This is a genomic window from Verrucomicrobiota bacterium (genome assembly GCA_027622555.1).
GTDB lineage: Bacteria > Verrucomicrobiota > Verrucomicrobiia > Opitutales > UBA2995 > UBA2995.
The window spans coordinates 1-24,651 of record JAQBYJ010000065.1 but is presented as its reverse complement, the minus strand read 5'-3'; the positions used below and the strand labels follow the sequence as shown (position 1 = coordinate 24,651).

Genomic DNA, 24,651 nt, shown 5'->3' with positions numbered 1-24,651 from the left:
ACAGGCAAGCACATATTTACTGCTTACACCGAGTTATCGGAGTCTGAAGTCCAATCGAAGGTGAGGCTAATATCTTCAGCCCAGGCCGCAGTCTCTCCATTAACGGTGATCTTGCCCTCAAATTTGGCGATTGGGTGCCGGAAACCTCTCGGTTTGATCGAAAGGGTCAAGGTTTCTCCAGGAACACACATCCGTTGGCAACGCACAGCTTCGCATCCGGTGAAGAAAATTTTCTTTGGATCAACGGATTGTCCGGAATCACTGGCATGGGTGGTGACAAGGTAGAAAACGGCCAACTGCCCCAGAGCTTCCAGCATGATGCTTGCAGGGAAAACAGGGTTCTCGGGAAAATGTCCTTTTAGAAAATCTTCGAGTCCAGAAATGGTATAGCTCCCGATGGCTTCGTCTTTCCCTAAAGACACTTCGTTCAAGAAAAGAAAGGGAACGTGGTGGGGAATTGCGGCTAGAATCGCTTCAACGCTAAAATGCTTGTTTTTTTCAGGAACGGGGATGTTTCGAATCTTGGCATCCAGGAATATGCGGACGTCATCAAGTGTTCGAAGATCGCGCAATTCTTCATTATCGATGGATAGATCGAGCGATTCTTCAACTAATACGATAATCTCCATCATCGTAAGAGAATCAATCCCCAGATCGTCGATCAGTTTTAAGGACCCGTCACCTTCTCTAAGCTTGGGCCTAATCTCCGGTTCCAGAAAACGCTCAATAATTCCCAGGATTATTACAGGCAGCAAGATTAGCTGCCCGGTCTCCCGAAACTGAAATGCTGCTTCCCGAGTTTCCTCGGTACACCGTTTCAAACTATCTGCTAGCTCTTCCCGCTCATCCTCTGATAACGGTGCTACCGCAACAGTTTCAATTTCAATCCCAGAATTCATTTGTAATAAGCCAACTATTTTCGCTTCATGCCTATTGTAAATGCTTATTTTGCAAAATAGAGGCGCGCATTCTCCCCAAGGATTGAAACGCAAATCACAGCCACTTTTTATACTGACTCATGAATTCCACCCTCAAAAAGGGGGGATAGCGACATTCACTGAGGAAATGGCTTTATCCTGCAGCCAGCAAGGCTTCGATGTTGAAGTTTGGGCCCCCGAAAATGGAGGTGAGGTGGCTGAAAAGCCATGGCCGTTTAAAGTTCGCCGTTTAGACATGAAAGGAACCCAGGATCTCTCCTGCTTGATGACAACCAGCCGGGAGATCATTGAAAAACGACGAGATTTAAGAAATGCGATCGTTTACCTGCCTGAACCAGGACCCATTTCAGCGATGCTCTACTTGCAGTTTTTCAAGGCGTTTAAGCCAGGAAGACTTTACCTGACATTCCACGGCTCTGAAATCCTCAATTATCACGGGAAAATTCATCACCGGATGTTGCTGAAAAAACTGATACGTAAAGCCGATCGGGTAAGTGCGGTTTCGACCTATACTCACCGATTACTTGTTTCTCATTTTCCCGAAGCCAGTCACAAAACCGTATTAACTCCCTGTGCATTGCGATCGGACTTTGTGGGAACCAAGCACCGCAAAGCGCCCGATAAGGACAAGGTGATCATCCTTACCGTTGGGCGATTACACCCTCGAAAGGGGCAAACATTCATTTTGAAGACCCTGAATCTTCTACCGGATCACATAAAAGCCAAAATTGAATTTTGGATGGTGGGGAATGGAAAACACATCGACTACCAGAATGAGATTCAAAGCCTGATGGATAAATCCGAAATCACCGTTAAAATGTTAGGGCAGCTGGATGACACCCGTTTGCGGGAAGTCTATGAACAAGCAGATATTTTTGCAATGACCAGTATTCATTACAAAAAAAGCATCGAAGGATTCGGTTTAGTATATTTAGAAGCTTCAGCACATGGATTGCCTGTGGTGGCAAGCCACATTGGGGGTGTTTCTGACGCAGTTGCCCATAATAAAACAGGTCTACTCGTGGCTCCTGGCAATAAGCCAGCACTCGCAAACGCTTTTATCAAACTGATTGAAGATCCGGAACTTCGAACAACCATGGGTGAAGCCGGACGAAGGTGGGTCGGTAAATATAGGTGGGATAAATCGGTTGAAATGCTTTTTAGCCGCGAAGAAATTGTTTTCGAGACTTAGCAGTCAAAGGACCCATGATTCGATCTGAAACGAACATCCGTGTACGTTATGTGGAAACCGATGCCATGGGATTTGCCCACCATGGCAATTACTTCAGCTGGTTCGAACTCGCACGAATTGAAATGCTTGATGGACTCGCTATGCCTTACAAACAGCTTGAACAGGACGGCTATTTCCTTCCCGTTCTCGATGTTTCAGCAAGATACAAGCAACCTGCGTTTTTCGACGATTGCCTTACTATTGTCTGTATGGTCAAAGAAATGCCAAACGTGCGGATCCGAATTGAATACGAGGTTTACAGGGAAGGGACTTTGCTAGCAACTGGCACTAGTGGACATGCTTTTATCAATAAAGATGGCACACCGGTCCGACCACCCAAGTATTATCTCTCGGGGTTTAAAAAAGCGATGACAGCCTAAGAGGAAGCTAGCCTGCGCGAGTAAATACGGGCAATGTGATCAACAATCTCATTCATCGTCCGACCGTCTGTGAGAACGCCAATGCCAGCTTCCCGGTAAACGGGAAGTCGTTTTTCTAACAAAGTTTGAATTTCACCCATTGGATCCTCGACAGCTAAAAGCGGTCGATTGGCGTTGGTCCGAGTTCGCTCATAGATCGTTTCAGCGGAAGCAAATAGACTTATTACCATACCTTTTTCTTTAAGCAGCTCTTTCAAGCCTTCCTGAAAAATGAGTCCCCCGCCGCAAGAAACGACACAGCCTTCAGATGGGTGACCTGTTTCTGCAAACGTCTTTTCCATACTTCTGAACACCGGCTCGCCTTGATTCTTGAAAATATCTGGAATGGTCATCCCGGCATTCCTTTCGATCTCATCATCACTATCGAGAAACTTGTAGCGCAACCGTTCAGCAAGCTGCCGACCAATGGTCGACTTTCCGGTTCCCATAAAACCGACGAGGTAGATGTTTGGTTTGGAGCTAGAAGACATGAGAGTTATTTGTAGGCGATTGAATTATATTTCAAGAATCCTTTACCCCATTATCAACTACACAACCGGATTGAAATCCACTTTTATTAGGCCGCTCCTATCACTGATTAATAAAAATCGGCCAGTCTCGAATTAAGTTCGCTCGGACTCGTAGAGGATCGGCTTCCGGACTGCATCCATTGGGGATGGAATGGCATTACCTTTGGCTGACCCGATTATGGGGATGTCAGCAGTATTTCCAGACGATTGTAAATTTCGTCTACGTCCCAACGACTCCCAGGCTTGCGATAAAATATCTTTCCTTCACGGTCGGCAATCAAGGTTACCATGGAGTGGTTAATAATTGTTTTCTGGCTCGGACTGGCGACTACTCCGATTTCTTTCCTGAGATAGGTAAGAGCTGCATCCGATCCGGAAAGAAGCCAAAAAGTATCATGATCGACCCCTCTACTGTTAAGATACGCATAATTAACGCCAGGGGTGTCATATTCAGGATCTAAACTGAGGGAAATAATCCGCACGGAATCGCTGTGACCGTCTTTGATCAAACGCGCCTGGATTTCCGCGAGTCGATCGGTCGCCGCATGACTCATCGACTGAACTGTGCTCCTGGTGAAAATAAAGTTCAACAACACCAGTTTGCCCTCCAAATCAGCCGGAGTTATCAGGTGACCAAGCTGATTATACATAGCAAAACGCGGCAATTCATCGCCTGTTTTGAGAAGACCCTTCTTGTTCTGACCAATTCGTGGCCGAGTAAGATCTCGATTAATAAGCATCATCGATCGTTCAACTTTTTTATCCGCAGGCCAAACAGAGGAAAAATTGAAAGTTTCGTCTGTCTTTGTAAGGATTCCACGGACCTCCCGTCCGATTTCTGCAATGGCAAGGTCTCCCGCCGAAACAACGACATTCAACATTCCAGGCTCTTCGGAAAAGCCTTTGAGGCCATGATGCTCCAGAATCATTTCCTGTTTTTCTTCGGATATCGCCACTATAGTACCCAACAATTCCCAACGGGTATCAGCGTGCAAAATGGAAGCAATGAGGGTAAAACTAAGGAAAATGAACAGTCTCATTATCAATTGGGACGCGCTGGAGGAATAAAAGTTCTAATGAAATGAATCGCCAGGGAATACCTTAAAACGCCTCAAGATTGAATTTGAAATCAAATCGAAGTCGAAACCCTAAATATCGATTGACGATCTTTTTCTAAAATTAAGGAGGCTAAAGGTTGATTTCCCTCATGAAATTCATCTTGGTGATGCTCTTCTTTTTTTAAAGGACCAAAGATAAAAAAATTAAACCGTGTCTCGCACCGCCGATTATAAGCCAAAACTCGCGCTTTTTAGCTTATTGGTAGTATTTTCAACTACCTTTTTGCTCTACGCTGGTGGCTTCACGACATCGATTGGCGCAGGCATGGTATTCCCCGACTGGCCACTCTCAAACGGATCTTTGAATCCAGAAGGCTGGTTAGAAGACAAAGCGATGTTAGCCGAACACAGCCACCGCCTTCTCGGAACAACCATTGGGATACTAACAATTAGCTTGACGGTATGGATCTGGATTCGCGATAGCCGGCGATGGATGAGGATGCTGGCTGTTGGCTCCTTAGTGGCAGTAGTCTTGCAAGGTCTTTTGGGTGGATTTCGTGTACTACTTAATAATATTCAGTTTGCGATGATTCATGGCTGTGTAGCCCATCTGTTTCTATGTTTGCTGGTTTCGATTGCAGCCGGACAATCGACATGGTGGTTCCGCAATCTATCCAGGCGCGATCCCGGTTACGAAATCTCAAACCAGATTAAACGGCTGGGGCTTTTCGTCTGCGGTCTGATTTTCGTCCAGTTGATCGTAGGAGCCATAATGCGACATTCGGGTGCTGGGTTGGCCATACCAACCTTTCCCTTGACCCCCGAAGGAGGATTAATTCCAGAGTCGTGGAATTTTCGAGTGGGAATCCATTTCGCACACCGGTGCATGGCGGTAATCATTTTCCTTAGCTATATATTTTGGGCTTCCCAAATGGTGACGAGCAAAGCGCTTGACGTCCGAATTAAAAACCTGGGCTGGATCGGTATTTTCCTGCTATTTACCCAAGTAACACTGGGAGCGATGGTTATCTGGACTTATCGGAGCTCAGTACCAACCACCGTTCATGTGCTAGTCGGAGCATTCTTATTCGCCATTTCGTGGGTGATTACTTTTTTTCAGTTTAAACCAAGCCTGAAAGAACCAGTTGCACCGATGACTGTCAGTCCGGAGTCGATTGACTTTGCAAAGGTAACTCCTGGACCATCCCAATCATGAGCCTGGGCGAACCTAAATTGGCAAGTATCGAATCATCCTCGACAGTGGCAACAGAAGCTGTGGCTAAAAAAACCCGATTGGCGGACTATATCGAACTTACGAAGCCCCGACTTAGCTTGATGTCCATTATCACGGCACTGTTAGGCTATTTCGCTGCGGGCCCAGAAAAAAATCTTCCCGTATTTTTTGCGCTAACTATCGGAACTTCCCTGGCTGCGGCAGGTGCAGCTATTTTGAACCAATGGTATGAGCGCAAACCAGATAGTTTGATGGAACGCACATCGCAACGTCCATTGCCAAGAGGAGTAATCCTTCCCGCTACTGCTTTCATCTTGGGAACCATTTTGTCGATCGCGGGAATAGCCATATTGTTCGTCTGGACGCACGTGATAACGGCTTGGTTGGGCCTCGCAACTGTGTTAATTTACATTGTAATTTATACTCCACTCAAACGCGTGACTCCACTTTCCACTGAAATTGGTGCATTGCCTGGAGCAATCCCCCCATTGATGGGTTGGGTGGCGGCGGAAGGCAATGTGACGACCTTGGGTTGGGTTTTATTTGGTATATTGCTGACCTGGCAAATGCCGCACTTCATGGCCATTTCCTGGATGTATCGGGAAGATTATCAACGTGGCGGTTTCCGCATGCTGGTGCTTGCCAACAATGGGGCGGTAAAAATCAGTTACAGTGCCCTTATTTATACAATTCTGCTCATAGCGATTACGATGGTTCCTGTAGCACTGTCGATTACTGGCCCCATTTATGCGATCGGAGCTACGGCTCTAAGTGCGTTTATTGGTTTTCGGGCCTGGCAGTTCTTTAAAGCGAACGACAAGGATCAACCGGCTAGAAATCTCTTTTTCTCGTCGATAATTCACCTACCCCTGCTTTTTGCGGTCCTTGTTGTAGATCGTTGGGTATTCTGAAAATCTCAGGAATCAAACTTTACCTGCAGTTCCGGACTACCTAAGTTCGCCTCATAAACAGAATCTAATGAATAATCACCTATGACTCAAGATATTGTATTGGTATTCGCAATTCTGCTACTTGCTTTAGCTAGCTTTGTTTGGGAAAAAGTGCCGGTCGAAGTTACTGCAATAGCGGTATTTGGCCTTATTTTGGCGCTAGGTCTTTTACCCGTTCAAACTGCATTGACCGTTTTATCCAACCCCGCACCCGTCACCGTCGGGGCGATGTTTATGGTTAGTGCAGGATTAGAAGGATGTGGAGCCATTGAAATATTAACAGGCTACTTTAAGAAAATCGCCAAGGCTGGATATATTCCATTCCTGTTTGTGATGATATTATCGGTCGCATTCATTTCGGCCTTTATCAATAATACACCCGTGGTTGTAATTTTCATGCCCGTGCTCCTTAGCTTGGCGCGGCAAATGAATGTTCCCGCATCCAAGTTACTCATACCCCTATCCTACGCATCAATTTTTGGCGGGGTTTGCACGCTCATGGGAACGAGCACAAATATTCTGATTAGTGGTATTGCAGAGTCTTACGATATAGCTCCGTTTTCGATGTTTGAACTGGCAAAAGCTGGTCTTCCATTACTCGTACTTGGCACAATATATCTGCTTCTGTTTTCAAGAAAACGATTACCCGTCCGTGAAACTCTGACACAAATATTATCTCCCGAAGAAAGGCGCGAATTTATTACTGAAGCGATCATTCATCACGATTCACCTATTGCTGGAATGAGCTTGATCGAGACACGGATCTTGAAAACACCTGGAGTCCGAATTTTGGAAATTTTTCGTGGGAGCATTTCTATACCGGACAAACTCAACGAGGTGGTTCTTCATGCAGGCGATCGCTTGGTCCTCGCCTGCAAACCACATGGATTAGCTCAAGCGAGAATCGTGGAAGGGCTGGATTTCCTTGGAGAAATAGGAGAAGGACTTGAACAAATCGCTGCGTCTGAAGGATCCATTGTCGAAGGTTTCATTGGTCCTAACTCGTCGATAGTAGGCAAAACCGTTGGAGAAATCGATTTCCGACAACGCTTCCGAATGATCATACTTGCCTTACATCGACGCGGAAAAAACGTGAGGGAAAAACTAGAATCGCTGCCGCTCGAGTTCGGAGATACCTTACTAATGATGGGGACAGACCAAGCGATTGGTTCACTACGAAATTCGAACGACATCATTCTCCTCGACAAACCGCATGTTCCTTCGCGCAGTCGAATAAAAAAAATCCCGATTGTGTTAGCAACTATTGTGGGGATCGTGGGATTTACGACCTTTACTAATTTCCCGATCGTAGCATCTGCAATTATTGGTGTTGGTGTGCTAATGGTTACCAAATGCATCAGCTCAAAAGAAGCATTCGGTTCCGTAAGCTGGAATATAATTTTTCTGATTTACGGCATGTTGGCCTTGGGCCTGGCCATGCAGGAAACCGGAGCATCAAAACTACTAGCTGATAATGCAATTGCTGGAGTTAGCACCTTTGTCCCAACCGAGTGGCAACCCTATGTGATGCTGGCGGTACTTTATTTAATGTGTTCTGTCCTGACTGAGATATTGTCGAACAATGCGACCGCTGCACTACTCGCTCCCGTCGGAATTGCAATTGCTGCTACTATGGGTGTTGACCCCCGGGCATTCCTGGTGGTTACAGCGATTGCATCTTCGGCTAGCTTCGCAACGCCCATCGGTTACCAAACAAATACATTCGTTTATGGAGTGGGTGGGTATAGATTCAGCGATTTTATAAAATTTGGATTACCGCTTAACTTTATGTATTTCTGTGGGAGCATTTTCCTTATTCCTAAAATCTGGCCGTTCTAAGAAAAAGCAGCATTTCGATCCGGCCTATTGAAATAGAATCCAGGTATTAAAGTTATCAGTTCAAACCCGTTTGTTGTCAGCGAAATATCAAATTTCAATCCGCAAGCCATCATAGGCCAAATTAACCTTTTCTGGAAGCTCGGCATCCATTTGGTCGTGATTAACATGATGGGTCATATGAATAAAGTACGTCTGAGGTGCATCGATAGACTCAGCTACCTCAAGAGCTTCTTCGATGTTCATATGAGTAGGATGCAAATCTTGCCTCAGACCATCCAATACCACCACATCCGAGCCACGGGCTAATTCTCTTTGCTGATCGCCGACAGATTTACAATCCGTGAAATAAGTAAAACGCTTTCCAGTTTCGTTCTCTGTAAAAACCAACCCCATTACATCGAATCGACCATGAGGTAAGACGGTTGTAGCGAGGGTTCCCCAAGGGAATTCGATAATTTGGTGCGGATTTACTACATGAGGAATAAAAGCAGGGTACCCGCGAAACTCTGGACGATCGCGCACTGCGTAAGGGTAAATTTCTTTGACTCTATCCAACACTCCCGAAAACGCATGAACAGGGACTCCCTTACCGTCACGAAAGTCAACAAACCGACGAAGATCATCCATTCCGGCTATATGGTCGGCGTGCTCGTGAGTCAGAACAACCCAATCGATTTGAGTTATTTTATTTGCCAAACATTGAAGGCGAAATTCAGGAGCCACATCCACTTGTATCGAATATCCGCCTACACGTACATGAATTGAGGTACGAGTCCTGTGATTCTTGAGATTACTGCTAAGACAAACCTCACAATTACAGCCAATCATGGGCACACCGTGGGAAGTCCCCGTTCCCATAAAAATGATCTCCATACAGGTGCGAAGCCAATGAATTATCCGGATCTGCACAAGCTAGAACTTCGGACATGGCAAGATTTACGGTCAAGAAAGTGATAAAAATCCAGTCCACTAAATTTATACTATATTTGGAACGCAGGTTAACTTATGTTGTTTTATGTGAATCTCGTTTGTCCAAATTGCCGGACACGTTTGTCCGCTCAAGATTTTGCTTTTATTCAATCATCTCTTGAAACGTCAAAGGGAGAAGGAGAAGCACTCAGGTCGCTGTTTCTCGATCCTGAAGTGCTGGATTCAATTCTTGACCAGGAAATCCTTTTTAAAGCAGTTCAGGATAAATCTCTAACTCTGGAAATTTCCCCTCACTTATACTTTTATTTATTGGTGAGGCAGACCCTGCTTAATGCTGGAGTCGATGACAAAGGACTGTCGGATTATGTGGCCAGTCTTTTGGTAGATTTTACTCGAGAAGACAGACACAACAAATCGTTTCCAGAACTTAAAGCTCCCATGCGTTACCTGGTGGATATTGTTACAGAAATCGAGAAGGCGGACTATTACCATCGTTTCTTTTTATACGCTCATTTGGGAAACCAAACGCTGTTCCTTTCAGGATTGTTTCCAAATCATATCCGCAAGCGAGAACAACGAAGGGCTGCTCCAGGGATTCGTTACTACGAGGAAATGGGACGAAGTCATTTCAAAGCCGCACGAAATCACCCTTTGGCAAAAGAATTCGGCCTGCAGGATGTTTACGATGATTTGTACGAATCATTTCACGAAACCCGGAAGGCGCTGAACAATCTATCCGAACGTTTACTATAAAAAAGGATCCGGTATTGGAAACCGGATCCTTAGAAATGTTATTTGCGAGGCTTTTCGATGCCTGTAGGTGGTGAACCATCCGGTCGCGGACCACGAGGTCGATGATCACCGTTGGACCAGGGTCCTTCGCCATTTCTCTCAGGGTGATTTTTACGCTTTCCCTCAATCCATGCTTCAAACTTTACCACCTGCTCCGGGGTCATTTGGGCTCGAATTGCTTCACGCTGCTCGCGCCTTATCTGTTCGAAGGCTGGGCGAGTTGAATCAAAGAACGTATCATATTTCTTCTGAGTTTCCTGAAGAATCGCACGTACAACCACTTGTTGATCCTCTGTTAAATTGTATTTCTCAGTAAGGCGTTCCGCAATATGCTGAACTTCGGCTTCCCCCGTACGTAAGGGCTCATCGCGGGGAATACGAACTACCTGCTTATGGGTAATTCGAATACCTGCCATCCCCACCATCACGCCTATGGCAAAGACGGTGGTAAGAATCAAACCTGCCTTAAGAGTTGAATTCATAGCCAATCAGACCATTCACCCTCCCCGGAATATAGAGAGACTAACGGATCCTCGGATTCGGTTTCTACTTCGGAGGTCGATATTGAGAACTCAACGGCCACCATACAGACAAAAGCTGCAGCAAGACCTAATTTGACGATTCCGGGATTAAAAAGGCTTACCAAAGCATTTATCCAATCAGTGCTCTGATTCTCAAATACTCGTCCCTTTCTCAGCATTCTCTCAAGTTGAGCTCGCACTCCATAACGCACGTCTACAGGAGAAGGTGCTTCCTTTCTGCTGGCTGCGACCATGTCGGTCCAGTTTCGGTTAGAGTTATTATTCGGAGATGTCATAACGATTTAATAATTTACGTAATTTATTCTTTGCTCGAAAGCTTTTTACTTTGGTTTTTGAAAGAGTCCACCCGGTGGCTTCGGCAACTTCCGCCAAAGGCCTTTCTTCAAGGTAGTGCATGGTTAATAAAAGTCGGTCATCCGCCGGAAGTTCGGAGAGAAGTTGCTGAACTTGCTCTGTAACCTGGTATTCTTCTTGAATATTGCTCCGGTCCTCAATTCGTCCTAACATCAACTCGTTAGATTCTTCACCAAGCGATGAAAGAGCTGTGGGAGTTCGTTTGGAACGTCGGAAGTAATCGTGGCCTGTATTATAAGCGATTCGACGGAGCCAGTTTTCAAAAGGTGCGGTTGGTTTCCAGAGATGGAGCTTACGGTAGGCTTTGATGAAAGAATCTTGCACCAAATCTTCGAGATCGGACTGATGTGGACAAAACCGAAATAGACATCGGGAGATCATTCCCTGGTGCCTGATAACGAGTTCATCGAAGGCAGCTAATTCTCCATCGCGAGCGCGCATTACCAGTTGTTGATCTGTTACAGTATCCGATTCCATTTTTGATTCAGAAACTGTTAGAGCAATTGAACTGGGATAACAATGAAACACTTTTAGCTTTTTTGGAGCGCTGCATAAATTTTTAGAAAGATTCAAACAAAGCTCCAATTATTTTAAAGAACGGGTTAGAGTTTATGTATCACGATTGGCAATTTGGCGCAACCGGTTCTGAAATTGGTTAAATTTTACTTCTTGTTCATGTGTCAACACGGCCATGACCGATTGTCGCACTTCGGAAACCGAAATTTTGAATTTTCCCACTTCGGCCGGGACATCTGGAGAAAAACCAAGAAGGCTTTTCGAAGACGAGACTGAAACCTGCCATATCAACACAAAAACAACAACCGAAGCGGTCAAAGCCGATATTCTGAAGTTCATGCTGATAATGTGTTTGAATATTAAAGGATTAAATTTTAAGCCCACTAAATTTGGCTTTGCTCGAATAACGAGGTAACCATGAAAAGGGTTACACCTTTGAAATTATTTCTTAATCGTATTGAAAAAGTAGCTTTTGAGCCTATAATAACGAAATTCATCCACGATAAAATGCTTGATTAATTTGCAAATCGGCGTGTCTTGGGCTGCAAAAATTGGCCCGGATTTTGCTTAGACGCAATAAGGACAATTTTTCCATACAGAACCCCAACAGGTTCCATCTTTTTATTCAATTTTATCTCACGAATTCAGGAAGTAATCAAAACATAGCAATGCCAGCTAAGAAGGTAACAGAAAAGCCTGCAGCCAAGAAAACCGCGGTAACAAAACCCGTGGCAACTAAAGTTGTAGCTAAAAAAACAGAAACTAAGAAACCCGCGGCCAAAAAAGCAGCTCCTGTAAAGGCGCCCGCTAAAACGGCAGCTAAAAAAACAGCTGTAAAAAAGTCTAATACAACCATAGTCGTAAAATACGACGTTGGTCTGGGAAACGTTATCGCACTAAGAGGTGATGCTCCGGGACTCAGCTGGGAAACTGGAACGGTCATGGAAAACATCGATGCAGAAACTTGGCAATGGACTTCGTCCAAGGCCATTAAGGCGTTCGAGGTTAAATTCCTGATCAATGATAACAGATGGTCAAACGATGAAAATTTCGTTGTAAAACCTGGCACAACAGCCGGGTTTTCTCCGAATTTCTAACAAAGACTATTGAGAATAAGAAACTGAACTATATAGCCCCGGAGTGATCCGGGGCTTTTTTTATTGAATCATTGACCAGTCCAACAGTCGCCAACCAAGATAAATCCTGAAAATCATGCCAGAGTCTTGCCCATACTTGCCTGAATCCAATCCGTCTATGAATTGGCGTTCCATGAGGTCGGCAGAGGGCATTCAGTTTTACATGACCGCACTGACCTATGCGCAGCTACTTTGGGAGCAAAACCTACCTGCTCGTGCTCTTTTGGCCATAGACAGGGCCCTGCTTACAAATCTGTCCGGCGAGGAAGCGGAATTGTTAATCTGGCCACTACCCTACCGTGCCATGTCCTGGATGGTGGCCAATTATGACGAAGCTGCATTTGTTGGAAATCCTCGAGTACACTTTCAACACCTCGCCACACGGGTAAAAGGAGATAGAAAAGACCAGAGAAAGTGGCGTGCCTGGGCCAGTTGGTATATTGCACGGCAAGCTCGACCAGACCTTCCCCGAGATGCCAAACAAGGAATAAACGAACCAAGCTTCGATAATATCAGAATAGGATTGGTAACTCACGGAATCTCAGGTGAAGTAGAAATATGGAGAGGCGTCGTCCAAGAACGAGATCTCCTCTAATCCCTATTTTTTAAAGCTCTCGATACTCGCCTTTATATTTGCGGACAAGCGATAGTAGCTCGGATTTATGAGCCGCCTTTACTTGAAACCCAACAAAGTGGATTCGTGCTTCCTTTTGGGATGATTGCTGCAGTCGATGAATGTCTCTTGACAGCTCATCCCATGGCACGTTTTGGCTGCCTCCATTATCCAGACTGCGCTGGAAATCTCCATCGGAAATTATAAACAGGACATCCGGGTGCCATGCGAAAGCGGCTTCTACTACGGACTGAACTCCGTTAACAGGGCTCCTAATCCAATTTCTGGGTGATACACCGTCGGTACGGAATTCCTTTTCAAGCCAAGCAACTCCAGCTTCTTTATTTCCCTTCGTTCCGGTAACCAAATAATCTTCAAAAAAATCGTAGCTTCTACTGAATTGGATTATCCCGAAGAGGGTGTTTGCGTTTAGACTTTCGATTAATCTACTAGCTTCTTGTTGCAATTGTCGCATCGAAACACCGCTCTTCTTAGCCTTTGTGACCACGGATTGGGAAATATCAAATGCTATAACGATTCGCGTCGCCTGGTCCTTGATGCCAAAAAAACTGACTTTGGATGACTCCGAAACCAAGCCTTGAAGGGATCCCATCAAACCTGAATCACCAAGCAGAGCAGCTGCATCGTTGAGAGAATTAACCGGATTGTTGAAGGGATTAAACTCTTGAGATGGTAAAGTCGGAATGGACGGAAGATCCGCATTCAATAACGATTCGGTCGTCAATCGATCTAAAAGGGCTGGCTTACTTGCGACCTGCTGAAATTCGGAAAGAGCGATTGAGTGCTCCAGTTCGCGCTGAGGAAGATAAATAGTCTTCTTAGCAACAAACTCCGGATCGCTTTTGATTTTGGGAATAACCACGACGATGGATACCGCAACAAGCAAAAGACTGATCTGAATAATCAAGGCCCAAATCAAGGGTCCGATCTTAAACTTTGGACGCACTTGTTTTGTGTACCTATCCATTGGTTTTGTCGTAGGAGAACCCATGAAGTTATAGCCTGATCTATCCAAACTAAAACTCAACGTAAGAGTAATAAATTAACTGTCTCCAAAAAAATCCAATTTCCGGGATAATCCCCCTTGACTAGAAAATATTTCCTGATCATACGTTTCAATCTTTCATTTCCAAGGGGTAGTAGCTCAGTTGGTTAGAGCGCCGGCCTGTCACGCCGGAGGCCGCGAGTTCGAGTCTCGTCTATCCCGCCACTTTCAAATAACCGCTTCCAGTAGCGGTTTTTTTGTAAACTGATCAGTAAAGTTCGAGTAGTATCCTCTATTTATTACGTTGAAAACAGGATCAAGTTACCTAGTTTTGCTTTGTCCCGATCAAAACCCAGTGGCCAAATTTTAATGCAAGGAAAACAATGTCGCAATCATTGCTCATCGAGAATCCAAAGTTGGAATACGGTCGTAGTATTTAGATACCAAATAGATGCCTTCTAGAAAGATATGGTTCGGGTTGGTTATAGGTTTGATCGTAACCGGCTTGTTCATAAGTCGAGATAATCTCAAGACACTTCCTCAAAAGGAGGAGATCCCTGGGGTCATGACGCCGACCCCAGTTTTGGGAACCAGGATATCGGCTGACTATTTATTCGGTGATGAAAGCAGTCCGATTGAAATGAGCCCGTATCCTGCGAGGACAACTGCAAGTCTGAGAGTGGCCATTAGTAATGGAGAGGAATGGACAGAATCCTATCAAGTGTCCGATACGTGGACCGTTCAGTTAAACAAACCAACACTTAAGGATGAACTCATTTCCGAATTAGGGGCAAAAACAATCGAGGCAGTCCCAGGATTTTCCAATGTGTATGTCATTCATATGCCAGGTTCAGATCAATTGTTACGAGCAAACGAAATTGAAAGTATTCTTGAAAGCCACAGCAGTGTACAATGGTTCGAGCAGGAAATATTAGAAACGTTCGCTCTCCGTTATGACGAATCGCCTCCTCCGTTTTCAGACCCCATCCTCAACGACCAATGGCACCTGAAGAATGTAGGAGACCGCAGCAACATTGCCGGGGAAGATTCAAATATTTATCCGGCATGGAATTATGGCGTTTCCGGGGCAGGAGTTTTTATAGCCATTGTGGATACGGGAACCGAAGGAAGTCATCCAGACCTGGCTCCCAACTACCGTGGCGACCTCGATGCTGATTATCTGGCGAATCCCATTGGCTCATCAGCCGCGCCAAAGTCATCCGATGAAACTCACGGTACGTCCGTAGCTGGAGTTGCAGCCGCGGCCGCAAACGAAAGCTGTGGAGTCGGGGCGGCTTTCAATGCGGAGCTAATAGGCGTAAGGCTGATTGATGAAGATAGCGGCGTCTCATCGAGCAGACAAGCTTCCGCAGTTGCCCACAGATCTGATCTCGTCGATATTTATAACAATAGCTGGGGACCTGATACCGATAATGGAGCACGAATGGCCGGACCAGGTGACCTTTCTTTTTCAGCCATAAAGAACGCGGTTGAAAATGGTCGTGGAGGCCTCGGCGCCATCTACGTTTGGGCCGCAGGGAATGGTCGAGCCATAGGAAGTAATGTGAATTATGACGGTTGGGCTGCTCATCGCTATGCGATCGCAGTTGGTGCCGTAGGAGATCAAGGGAAACTTTCTACTTACAGTGAACCAGGTGCCGCTATGCTGGTGTGTGCCCAAAGCAGCGGAAATACTTCCGGCATTCGGACCACCGACCTCCGGGGGGCGATCGGAGCAGATCCAGGAGATTGTCGAATTGAGTTCGGAGGCACATCTTCGGCCTCACCCTTGGTCGCGGGAATCGTTGCGCTGATGCTTGAGGCAAATCCAAATCTCGGGTGGCGCGATGTGCAGCAAATATTGGCAAAAACAGCAGTGAAGGTAGCTACTAATGACGGAAATTGGGTTCGAAATGCTGCAGGCTATTGGGTAAACCACAACTTCGGTTTCGGTCGTGTAGATGCCGCGGCAGCGGTTAGAGTTGCCCAAGGCTGGATGCCGATTGGCGAGGAGGTAGTGGTTTCATCGAAAGTATTAACCTTGAATCAAACGATTCCAGATAACTCCAGTGCCGGGATTCAGGCGGTGCATGAAGTAAGTAACAATATAAGAATCCAGCATGTGAGCGTTAAGATAGACATAGATGCTGTGGCGAATAATACAGCAGATTGGGGAGATCTCCTTGTCAAACTCACCTCCCCGAGTGGAACGGAAAGCATTTTGGCTGAACCCCATATCGACGCACAGAAAACGTATTCTGATTGGACATACTGGTCAGTCCGCCATCTCGACGAAAACAGCCAGGGAACCTGGACCTTATCCATCGCAGATCGACGTTCAGGAGATAATCACCTCATAAAATCATGGGAACTGGAAATTTTCGGGACTGCAATTTCTGAAGACGATAACCACCTTCCAGTTGCTGAAACGGACAATTATATAGTTTCGGAGACAACGGCTTTCTTGGATGTGCTCGCCAATGACTCAGACCCAGATGGTGATCCACTGGAAGTAATATCTTTTTACCGTTCTCCTTATAGTGAAGTTACCCTGCTCCCGTCCGGTTTAATCAAATACACTCCTGGACAAGTTGTGGGAGGTAACGATCGTTTCGGATACACCATGCACGATGGCCGGGGTGGAATAAAAACAGCGGAAGTTGAAATTACGATTCCCAGACCATTCGCAAATGACGATAGCGTCGCGACGCAAAAAAACAGGCCGATCAACATTCCGGTATTAGCCAACGACATCGACTACAATAAAGGCATTTTGCGCATCAAATCGTTTTCCCAATCACTAAACGGAGTCGTATCCTCCCAGGAGCTACTCAACCTAACCTATACCCCGACTGAAGATTTTATCGGAGTGGACCGATTTACCTATGTTGTTACCGACGATGAAGATGGCGAAACGACTGGCGAAGTAACCGTTTACGTAACGGCGAATGATGATTTCGCTCTTCTTTTTGATGGAGATAATGATCAGCTCATAATTGAGGGATCCGCTAATGATGCCTTGAATACTCCGTTTAGTATTGAAGCGTGGATAAGGCCAACTGGTTGGGGTGAAGCAGAATTCGGATTTGCGCGGATTCTGGATAAAGATAAAATCGTGTTTTATCTCCATGGAACGGGCAATCCAACCTATAATGAAAACAGCCTGCTCATATTATTGGATCACAGCAATGGTGCTCAATCGATTCACAATACTACTACCAACTCCATTCACTTAAATCAATGGCAACACGTTGCGGCTACTTACGATAATATTTCCAAAGTTAATTTGTATATAAACGGGATTCGACAGACACTCACTTCTGTAAGAGATAATCCAGCAGGTCCAGTAGCCGTTGGGACTCAATTGATGATAGTTGGGGAGTCCGCCGCTAAATTACGAGCGTTTGAAGGGGCAATCGATGAATTCCGTATTTGGAATCGTGCACTAAGCGCCTCTGATATCTTCGCCAATAAGGATCAATCACTAACAGGAGAAGAACTGGGGCTGAGAACTTATTACCCGATGGATGAAGGTATCGGCTCACAATTAAATGATAAAGGCTCGCCTTCTAATAATGGTGCTATTTCCGGAGCAAAATGGATCAAAGGGATCATTGGTGATAACGCGGCCCCTATTCCCACGATAGATGAGGTGGAGAGTATTGTTAATCAAAAGATTGTAATTCAAGTCACCGCAAACGACTCCGATCAGGATGGAGATGAGATATCAATAAGGAAATTAATAAATGTGAGCAGCGGTTCCGCTTCAATTATGGGTGGATCTATTATTTACCAACCTGAGGAGGGTTTTACCGGAATTGTTCGAATAGATTACGAGATCGATGACGGTTACAACGGTACTAGTTTATCAAGCTTGATCCTGGTAATCGGTGAGGGCCTATATTACACAGCCTGGGAGGCTGAAAATTTTTCTGGAAACTTGGGAGCAGCGGACCAAGACACGGACTTTGATGATTTATCAAACTTCAACGAATATGCATTTGGAACAGATCCTCTGTCAGGGCTAATAGATCCAACCCTTTGGAAAATTGAATTTAATCAAGAATCAGGAACTACCCAATTTACCTATACTTTGCTGGTCGGAAGTATTGATGTGAATTACAAATTACAAATCTCGACGGATTTGGTTATTTGGGAAATTCCTCAGGAAAACTTAGACTATGAACTCTTATCCCTAAAGACCTTGATTCCAAACACAGAAACAAGAGTCATCGAGTTTCGACCGTTCAATGGAAAACGTATTTTCATAAGGTTGGAAGCGGTCTCTTTGATTGGTGCTCAATAAAGACTGTGACAGTCCAAGAAGGGCTCAGTCAATCGCCTGTGCCATGCTGTCACAATAATAAGGTAAAAACGGGCACTTTAAAAACTTTAAATTCCTAAATTAGAACAACTTGTGAAAATGGTATCAAACCTGCAACCGTCACGACCATATGAGCAAAATTCTGGGAATAGATTTAGGTACTACAAATTCTTGTATGGCTGTTTTGGAAGGCGGCGAACCCGTCGTTATTCCGAATGCAGAAGGTGCTAGAACTACACCTTCGGTGGTAGCCTTCACAAAAAACGGCGAGCGCTTGGTGGGCCAGGCTGCGAAACGCCAAGCAGTCACCAATCCACAAAACACCATTTTTTCGGCAAAGAGACTGATCGGTCGTAAATTTTCCGAGGTAACTGAAGAGGCAGCTGGACTTCCTTATGAAGTGACCGAAGGAAAGAACTCCGATGCATACATCAAAGCCACCTCAAATGGTAAAGATGAGATATTTGCTCCTGAGCAGATTTCCGCATTCATTCTTCAAAAACTTAAAGCAGACGCTGAGTCTTATCTTGGAGAACCAGTGACCAAAGCAGTTATCACAGTACCTGCATATTTCAATGATTCACAGCGCCAAGCGACCAAGGACGCAGGAACCATCGCTGGACTTGAAGTGCTACGTATCATCAATGAGCCAACTGCTGCAGCTCTTGCATATGGTCTGGATAAAAAGAACGAATCCAAGATCGCGGTTTATGACTTAGGCGGTGGCACATTTGACGTTTCCATACTAGAAATAGGTGACGGAGTATTCGAGGTTAAAGCAACCAATGGCGATACTCACCTTGGAGGGGACAATTGGGATACCACCATCATCGATTGGATGATTAATGAATTTAAAAAAGATAACGGTATTGATCTGCGGAATGACCCTATGGCATTACAACGCCTCAAGGAGGAAGCGGAAAAAGCAAAGATCGCACTTTCCTCAGCACAATCTACCGATATAAATCTTCCATTTATTACTGCGGATGCATCCGGTCCGAAACACTTGAATGTGCAACTGTCGCGTCCAAAATTTGAACAACTGACAGACCATCTTTTTCAAAGAACGATTGGTCCGTTTAATAAATGTTTGGATGACTCTGGTTTGAGCCAATCGGAAATCGATGACCTGGTTTTGGTAGGCGGGATGACTCGGGCACCAAAGGTTACGAAAATCGCTTATGATCTGGCCGGGAAAGACCCTCACAAGGGAGTAAATCCTGATGAGGTTGTTGCGATCGGTGCGGCCATTCAGGGTGCTGTATTAGCAGGAGACATGAAGGATGTGCTTCTACTCGATGTCACGCCTCTGACTTTGGGAATCGAAACGGCAGGAGCTGTTAGCACAGCGATGATCGAACGGAATACGACCATTCCCGCTAAAAAGACACAGACATTTTCAACCTACTCTGACAATCAAACTGCAGTAGACATTAAGATACTGCAAGGCGAACGTCCCATGGCCAATGACAATAAGCTTATCGGGAACTTTCGCCTGGACGGAATTCCATCGGCACCCCGTGGCATGCCTCAGATTGAAGTCACCTTCGATATTGATGCTAACGGAATTCTGCACGTCTCCGCCAAGGATAAAGGAAGTGGCAAGGACCAGAAGGTCACCATTACAAATTCTTCCGGTTTGTCTGCTGATGAAATCGAAAAGATGAAGCAGGAAGCAGAATTGAACGCTGAAGCTGACAAGAAGATCAAGGAAGCTGTAGAGGTCAAAAACGGGCTCGATAACCTGATCTATCAAACTGAAAAGCAAATCAATGAGGCTGGCGACAAGCTTCCAGCTGACAAAAAAGCGGAAATCGAAACAGTTCTCGCCGATGGTAAAAAAGCGCTTGAGACCGGAAATCTCGAAGAGATGAAAGCTGCTTCGGAGAAGATTCAAAGTGTATTCGCAACCATGGCACAGGATCTCTATAGTCAGCCTGGAGCTGAAGGTGATACACCTCCTCCCTCAGATGATCAGCAAGGGGCAGCTTCCTCAAATAAGCCTTCTGACGATGATGTCGTAGACGCAGACTTTGAAGTTGTCGACGAAGATAAAAAATAGTCGACCTTTCTGGCTCTATTTTAAAAAGCGCTTCCCTAACCGGAAGTGCTTTTTTGTAATCTAAACCGTGACAGAATTGAAAAAATCGTGAATTTCTATGTGCGGGTTCAACAATGCCATGAAGGGAACGCGATATTTTGCTTTCTTTGGAAGGTCGTTTCCTATCAAATCGGATCAGACTTGAATCGATGATCATTCCAACGGCAGTGGATTCGCTTAGCAACCCACCAATCGATTAAGGCTTAATTAAATTCATGGAGATACCGAATACAAAACTGGAAAACTCGACCATCACGAGTGAAGAGATAAATCTTTTGCCCTTGATAAAATTCGAAGGTCCGATCCATCTAATAGACACCAAGGCGCAAATCGAACCAGCCATAAATCGTCTGATGGAAGAGCCCGTTCTCGGCTTCGACACTGAGACAAAACCGTCGTTCAAAAAAGGAGTTAGTTATTCACCTGCTCTTATTCAATTTTCCACTAACCATGAAGCATGGTTATTTAGGATCCATAGCAAAGGTATCCACCCCTTCATCCTTAAGCTACTTCAGGACGAAAACACTATTAAGGTCGGCGTTGCTCTCCATGACGACATAAAGCACCTTCAAAAAGTTCGGAAATTCAAAGCGGCAGGTTTTATGGATGTAGCCTCAATGGCACACGATGCAGGAATCCTGAAGCGAGGGTTGCGTAATATGACTGGTATTTTTTTAGGAGGTCGGCTTTCAAAATCCGCCCAACTAACCAATTGGGCTCAGGGCACATTAAATGAAAACCAACTAGCCTACGCAGCAACCGACGCTTGGGTGAGCCTGCAACTATACCACAAATTCAACGAGCTTGGTTTATTGACCCAGGTATAGATAAAATAAAGAAGCTTCAAAATTGGTTTACTGAAAGTAAGTGCCGAATTTCTTTAGAACTAGATATTTATGAAAACAAAAGTCCTACTTCTGGGTCCCGGCCCCTGTAATCCAAGTCCTGGCGTGTTGAAATCTCTGGGGGCACCCACTTTGGGTCACATGGACAGCGAATTCCTTGAATTGGTTGAAGAAACCAAAACCAATTTAAGATTAGTGTTTCAAACTGAAAACAACGCTACTTTCCCAATTTCAGGGACGGGAAGTTCTGGAATGGAATTCCACCTGGTAAACTTCATTGAGGCTGGGGACAAAGTAGTAGTCGGAGTGAATGGTGTATTCGGCGGTCGCATTGCCAATCTGGCCAGACGTTTAGGCGCGGAGGTGATTGAAGTAACTCAAGACTGGGGTCGCGCCATCAATAACGAAGAATTCATAGAGACGATTAACCACGAAAAACCAAAGATTGCGGCAATCGTAAATGCAGAAACTTCAACCGGCGTTTACCAACCGATGACAGGAATTGGAGATGCCGTGCACGCGGTAGGTGGGTTGCTCATGGTTGACTGCGTTACTTCGTTAGCAGGAATGCCGGTGGACATAGATAAGTGGGGAGTCGATATGGCCTTCTCTGGAACACAAAAATGCTTGTCCGTGCCTCCAGGATTATCACCCGTTACTTTGTCGGATAGAGCGATTGAGGTCTTTAAAGAAAGGAAAAAAGCAGTTCCAAGCTTCTATTTGGATTTGGAGCAATTGCTTATGTATATGGATGGAACCGGCGGAAGAAGTTACCATCATACGCCGCCAGTGAATATGATTTATGGTCTCCACACCTCCCTAATTGAAATATTAGAGGAAGGCCTGGAAGCTCGCTGGACTAGGCATGAAGATGCAGCCAACTATCTTATTCAGGAAATGACTCCATTTGGATTTACTCCTTTCGTCCCTGATGGAGAAAGACTGCATCCGCTTACTACCCTATCATTCCCGGAAGGGTTTAAGGATGCGGAAATGCGCAATAAAGTGCGTGCCGAGCATAAGATTGAAGTTGGGGCTGGATTGGGTCCGATGGCCGGGAAAATCTGGAGAATAGGTCTCATGGGGAATAATGCAGCCCATTCCAGTGTCGATCAATTGGTCGAAGCATTGAAAAAGACATTGAGTTAATATAAGGAATTCGAAAAATGAAACTTTCCAGGAGTAATGAGGTTTAAAGAAATGAAGCTTCAAAGCTCCGTTGAAAAATGAAAATCTCTCAATTAATATTGATACCCGTTTTAGCCCTCATTCTGGCGGGCTGTAATTCGACGGAATATCGCGTCAAAAAACAACCTGAGAGATTTGCTGCATTAACACCCGGGGAGCAATCAGCAGTACAGAACAAGACCCTGGATATAGGGCATTCGGCCGAAGTGGTTTACTTTATAATGGGCGATCCCAATCGTAAACAGCGCCAAATCAAAGACGGGGTTAACAAAGAAGTGTGGGTCTACACACGTATCTTCACAGAGATGGAAGGAACACACTTGGCAGGTTACGAACGTCGCATCTATTACGATTCAAAATATAAAGTTTACCGTGCGTATTACGTTCCTCGGTACGTTCACGAATACTCCGAACACCAGGAAGTCGTCGCTGAAATCGAATTTGAGGACGGTGTAGTTTCAGCTATCACAGAAGTCGAATCCTAGTAAATTCCTTCGTCCGGGTATTCCATCCATTCCAGGAGAGTTTGCAGAGCTAAAAGGCGTTTGACTTTGCCAACCCTGTTCTTGATCTTCCCTACTCCTTTTTTTTGCGGCTCCTGTAGTTCAATGGATAGAATGTCGGCCTCCGAAGCCGATGATCTGGGTTCAACTCCCGGCGGGAGCGCCATAAAAAGACCTGAAACCCCTATAAAATGGGGATTCTTTATCTCCTAAGACAGGCCCGCATAAAAATCCCAGCAAAACCTACCAATTTTATTTGATAGCCCACTTCTCTGAATCAAGTCCGAACGAAGCTTGCCTTGCGGTTGGAAAAGACCATAGCGGCCAGGGCAAAGGTGAACCAGATAAGAAAGCCTGCTGATTCTGTTTCGCAGATATCTGCAGAACAAAATCCAATCGACACCCGGAAGGAACTGGCCAAAATCGCGCACGTTTCACACGATACTGTGGCCAAGGTAAAAAAGATCGAGGCGACGGCGACAAAGAAGGCTGGATATTTGTAACGGAATCGACCAAAATTTTTTCATGAAATTTACGCCTTTCTTGATCCCTTCCATTTTCCTTTTCCTTGTGTGTTCCGAAGCTTTAGCTGGATGGAGCATGGTTGAGCGTGGGATTCGAAAAAAGATCCCCAGCTATTTTTTGGATTATGCGGACGGGCCAATTGTAAATCCGTCGGACGCAGATGTCGACAAGGCGTTGGAGCTGGCGACCATTTCGAAAGAAAAAAGAGATATACTTGAATACGCCTTTATTCATAAATTCGAAAAACCTCCAAAGAACACCCAGTTTATATACCTGACAGCAAAAACACCACTCTATCTGATTGCAGCACATATAAGGGAGAGATTGCGCGAATACAAAGAGCTGGACATAATTCAATTCACTATCTAAAATATTTTTCAATAAATCCAAAAAGATGAAGAAAAAGGCTTTCAAGGTTCTCTCGATCTGGTGCCCTGCCGTATGTGGATTTCTGGTTGATCAAATGAAAGACCCCGCAACAAGAAATAAGATTCTTTTTTACCTTATTGGTTCGTCTGATTATATGTGCCAATCGGCAAAAATTGGAGACGAAGATTTTGCAATAATAACCAGAGACTTATTAACAGGTGTTGGTTTTGACAAAAAGGAAATATGGGAGTCATTTGGAAGATTTGCACAACAGAATTTTAATCAGGTTGAGTTTGATTATCTAATGATGGGAGCAGACCATTATAAAAAATGGGTTGTTGAAGAGAACAAATTTGCACCAATGCTTTTGGCTATGGATTTGATCGCCGAAGAGTAGTTGAGCATGAAACTTAATCCGCGAACGACTAGAAGAATTATCATTGGAGCGCTATGGTGCCCTATTGGCATTGCCTGCTTTGTTTTTTTAGATCCTGTCTTTGCCGCTCTAGGAGCCCTAATCGTAGGAGGTTTTTTTACTTTTCTGATCTTCGGCGATGGCTCCGGGCTGACGAACATCCCGGCGAGCGCGATCGTGCCGGTGGTTCCTCCGGCACCGCCGGCGGGCATGGTGCTCATCCCTGCTGGGGCGTTTATCATGGGTGACAGCAGTGGTGATGGCTTGACCAACGCTGTGATCGTGAATGCGAC

General features: G+C 45.2%; 25 protein-coding genes and 2 tRNA genes. 18 read left to right on the top strand and 9 right to left on the bottom strand.

The genetic code is table 11. The annotated features are described in order from the left end of the window. Window positions 1-23 precede the first annotated feature (23 nt). On the bottom strand, window positions 24-899 hold the full coding sequence (locus O3C43_16195; protein ID MDA1068031.1) for a phosphopantetheine-binding protein: 876 nt from the start codon (window positions 897-899) through the stop codon (window positions 24-26). Window positions 900-939: 40 nt separating this feature from the next. Here O3C43_16195 and O3C43_16190 point away from each other — a divergent pair, with 40 nt between their 5' ends. Together O3C43_16190 and O3C43_16185 are read left to right on the top strand one after the other, a co-directional pair. Further along, window positions 940-2,130 (top strand): glycosyltransferase family 4 protein, encoded by a 1,191-nt coding sequence (locus O3C43_16190; protein ID MDA1068030.1) that lies wholly within the window; start codon window positions 940-942, stop codon window positions 2,128-2,130. Between the two features lie 14 nt (window positions 2,131-2,144). Then, entirely contained in the window at window positions 2,145-2,549 is a 405-nt protein-coding gene (locus O3C43_16185) for a thioesterase family protein (protein ID MDA1068029.1), read from the top strand. On the opposite strand, the gene O3C43_16180 is transcribed toward O3C43_16185, so the two are convergent. Both O3C43_16180 and O3C43_16175 read right to left on the bottom strand, forming a co-directional pair. Continuing rightward, window positions 2,546-3,079 (bottom strand): shikimate kinase, encoded by a 534-nt coding sequence (locus O3C43_16180; GenBank protein MDA1068028.1) that lies wholly within the window; start codon window positions 3,077-3,079, stop codon window positions 2,546-2,548. The genes O3C43_16185 and O3C43_16180 overlap by 4 nt on opposite strands. A gap of 215 nt (window positions 3,080-3,294) precedes the next feature. After that, window positions 3,295-4,158, bottom strand: a complete 864-nt coding sequence (locus tag O3C43_16175) for an SCO family protein (GenBank protein MDA1068027.1) — start codon at window positions 4,156-4,158, stop codon at window positions 3,295-3,297. A gap of 229 nt (window positions 4,159-4,387) precedes the next feature. Between O3C43_16175 and O3C43_16170 the strand changes: the two genes are divergently transcribed. The 3 genes from O3C43_16170 to O3C43_16160 all read left to right on the top strand — a co-directional run bounded on the left by O3C43_16170 (window position 4,388) and on the right by O3C43_16160 (window position 8,199). Then, window positions 4,388-5,392 carry a COX15/CtaA family protein gene (locus O3C43_16170; protein MDA1068026.1) on the top strand — a complete coding sequence of 335 codons (1,005 nt, stop codon included), beginning with the start codon at window positions 4,388-4,390 and terminating at the stop codon, window positions 5,390-5,392. After that, window positions 5,389-6,321, top strand: a complete 933-nt coding sequence (gene cyoE, locus O3C43_16165; protein ID MDA1068025.1) for a heme o synthase — start codon at window positions 5,389-5,391, stop codon at window positions 6,319-6,321. Before O3C43_16170 ends, cyoE begins: the two co-directional genes overlap by 4 nt. 81 nt (window positions 6,322-6,402) lie before the next feature. Next, window positions 6,403-8,199, top strand: coding sequence for an SLC13 family permease (locus tag O3C43_16160; GenBank protein ID MDA1068024.1), 1,797 nt, complete (start codon window positions 6,403-6,405; stop codon window positions 8,197-8,199). Between the two features lie 87 nt (window positions 8,200-8,286). On the opposite strand, the gene O3C43_16155 is transcribed toward O3C43_16160, so the two are convergent. Further along, window positions 8,287-9,072 (bottom strand): MBL fold metallo-hydrolase, encoded by a 786-nt coding sequence (locus tag O3C43_16155; GenBank protein ID MDA1068023.1) that lies wholly within the window; start codon window positions 9,070-9,072, stop codon window positions 8,287-8,289. Window positions 9,073-9,249: 177 nt separating this feature from the next. On the opposite strand from O3C43_16155, the gene O3C43_16150 reads away from it, so the two are divergent. Then, window positions 9,250-9,882, top strand: coding sequence for a hypothetical protein (locus O3C43_16150; protein MDA1068022.1), 633 nt, complete (start codon window positions 9,250-9,252; stop codon window positions 9,880-9,882). 38 nt (window positions 9,883-9,920) lie between these two features. On the opposite strand, the gene O3C43_16145 is transcribed toward O3C43_16150, so the two are convergent. From O3C43_16145 to O3C43_16130, 4 genes are all read right to left on the bottom strand, one after another. Then, a complete protein-coding gene (locus O3C43_16145) occupies window positions 9,921-10,403 on the bottom strand; it encodes a hypothetical protein (protein MDA1068021.1) in 483 nt (160 codons plus the stop codon). Beyond that, on the bottom strand, window positions 10,400-10,738 hold the full coding sequence (locus O3C43_16140; GenBank protein ID MDA1068020.1) for a hypothetical protein: 339 nt from the start codon (window positions 10,736-10,738) through the stop codon (window positions 10,400-10,402). The genes O3C43_16145 and O3C43_16140 overlap by 4 nt, the downstream gene beginning before the upstream one ends. Next, window positions 10,722-11,294 carry an RNA polymerase sigma factor gene (locus tag O3C43_16135; protein MDA1068019.1) on the bottom strand — a complete coding sequence of 191 codons (573 nt, stop codon included), beginning with the start codon at window positions 11,292-11,294 and terminating at the stop codon, window positions 10,722-10,724. Before O3C43_16135 ends, O3C43_16140 begins: the two co-directional genes overlap by 17 nt. Window positions 11,295-11,426: 132 nt before the next feature. Next, window positions 11,427-11,672 carry a hypothetical protein gene (locus O3C43_16130; protein ID MDA1068018.1) on the bottom strand — a complete coding sequence of 82 codons (246 nt, stop codon included), beginning with the start codon at window positions 11,670-11,672 and terminating at the stop codon, window positions 11,427-11,429. Between the two features lie 329 nt (window positions 11,673-12,001). On the opposite strand from O3C43_16130, the gene O3C43_16125 reads away from it, so the two are divergent. Both O3C43_16125 and O3C43_16120 read left to right on the top strand, forming a co-directional pair. Further along, window positions 12,002-12,430 (top strand): hypothetical protein, encoded by a 429-nt coding sequence (locus tag O3C43_16125; protein MDA1068017.1) that lies wholly within the window; start codon window positions 12,002-12,004, stop codon window positions 12,428-12,430. 157 nt (window positions 12,431-12,587) lie between these two features. Next, window positions 12,588-13,064: a hypothetical protein gene (locus tag O3C43_16120; GenBank protein ID MDA1068016.1), complete on the top strand. Its 477-nt coding sequence runs from the start codon at window positions 12,588-12,590 to the stop codon at window positions 13,062-13,064. Between the two features lie 10 nt (window positions 13,065-13,074). On the opposite strand, the gene O3C43_16115 is transcribed toward O3C43_16120, so the two are convergent. Next, entirely contained in the window at window positions 13,075-14,070 is a 996-nt protein-coding gene (locus O3C43_16115) for a hypothetical protein (GenBank protein ID MDA1068015.1), read from the bottom strand. Between the two features lie 166 nt (window positions 14,071-14,236). Between O3C43_16115 and O3C43_16110 the strand changes: the two genes are divergently transcribed. From O3C43_16110 to O3C43_16065, 10 genes are all read left to right on the top strand, one after another. Further along, a tRNA-Asp gene (locus tag O3C43_16110) sits at window positions 14,237-14,313 on the top strand. A 226-nt stretch (window positions 14,314-14,539) separates the two neighbouring features. After that, entirely contained in the window at window positions 14,540-18,394 is a 3,855-nt protein-coding gene (locus O3C43_16105) for a S8 family serine peptidase (protein MDA1068014.1), read from the top strand. Window positions 18,395-18,542: 148 nt separating this feature from the next. Further along, window positions 18,543-20,474: a molecular chaperone DnaK gene (gene dnaK, locus O3C43_16100; GenBank protein MDA1068013.1), complete on the top strand. Its 1,932-nt coding sequence runs from the start codon at window positions 18,543-18,545 to the stop codon at window positions 20,472-20,474. A 254-nt stretch (window positions 20,475-20,728) separates the two neighbouring features. Beyond that, entirely contained in the window at window positions 20,729-21,340 is a 612-nt protein-coding gene (locus O3C43_16095; protein MDA1068012.1) for a 3'-5' exonuclease domain-containing protein 2, read from the top strand. Between the two features lie 69 nt (window positions 21,341-21,409). Continuing rightward, the gene (locus O3C43_16090) at window positions 21,410-22,507 is read left to right on the top strand and encodes an alanine--glyoxylate aminotransferase family protein (GenBank protein ID MDA1068011.1); all 1,098 of its coding nucleotides are present in this window, start codon (window positions 21,410-21,412) and stop codon (window positions 22,505-22,507) included. A gap of 77 nt (window positions 22,508-22,584) precedes the next feature. Further along, window positions 22,585-23,031 carry a hypothetical protein gene (locus O3C43_16085; GenBank protein MDA1068010.1) on the top strand — a complete coding sequence of 149 codons (447 nt, stop codon included), beginning with the start codon at window positions 22,585-22,587 and terminating at the stop codon, window positions 23,029-23,031. A gap of 109 nt (window positions 23,032-23,140) precedes the next feature. Beyond that, window positions 23,141-23,215: transfer RNA gene (locus O3C43_16080), tRNA-Arg, on the top strand. A gap of 359 nt (window positions 23,216-23,574) precedes the next feature. After that, window positions 23,575-23,943 carry a hypothetical protein gene (locus tag O3C43_16075; GenBank protein MDA1068009.1) on the top strand — a complete coding sequence of 123 codons (369 nt, stop codon included), beginning with the start codon at window positions 23,575-23,577 and terminating at the stop codon, window positions 23,941-23,943. A gap of 94 nt (window positions 23,944-24,037) precedes the next feature. Beyond that, window positions 24,038-24,340, top strand: coding sequence for a hypothetical protein (locus O3C43_16070; GenBank protein MDA1068008.1), 303 nt, complete (start codon window positions 24,038-24,040; stop codon window positions 24,338-24,340). 6 nt (window positions 24,341-24,346) lie between these two features. After that, window positions 24,347-24,651 (top strand): hypothetical protein (locus tag O3C43_16065; protein MDA1068007.1); only part of this gene is annotated, 305 nt, incomplete at its 3' end.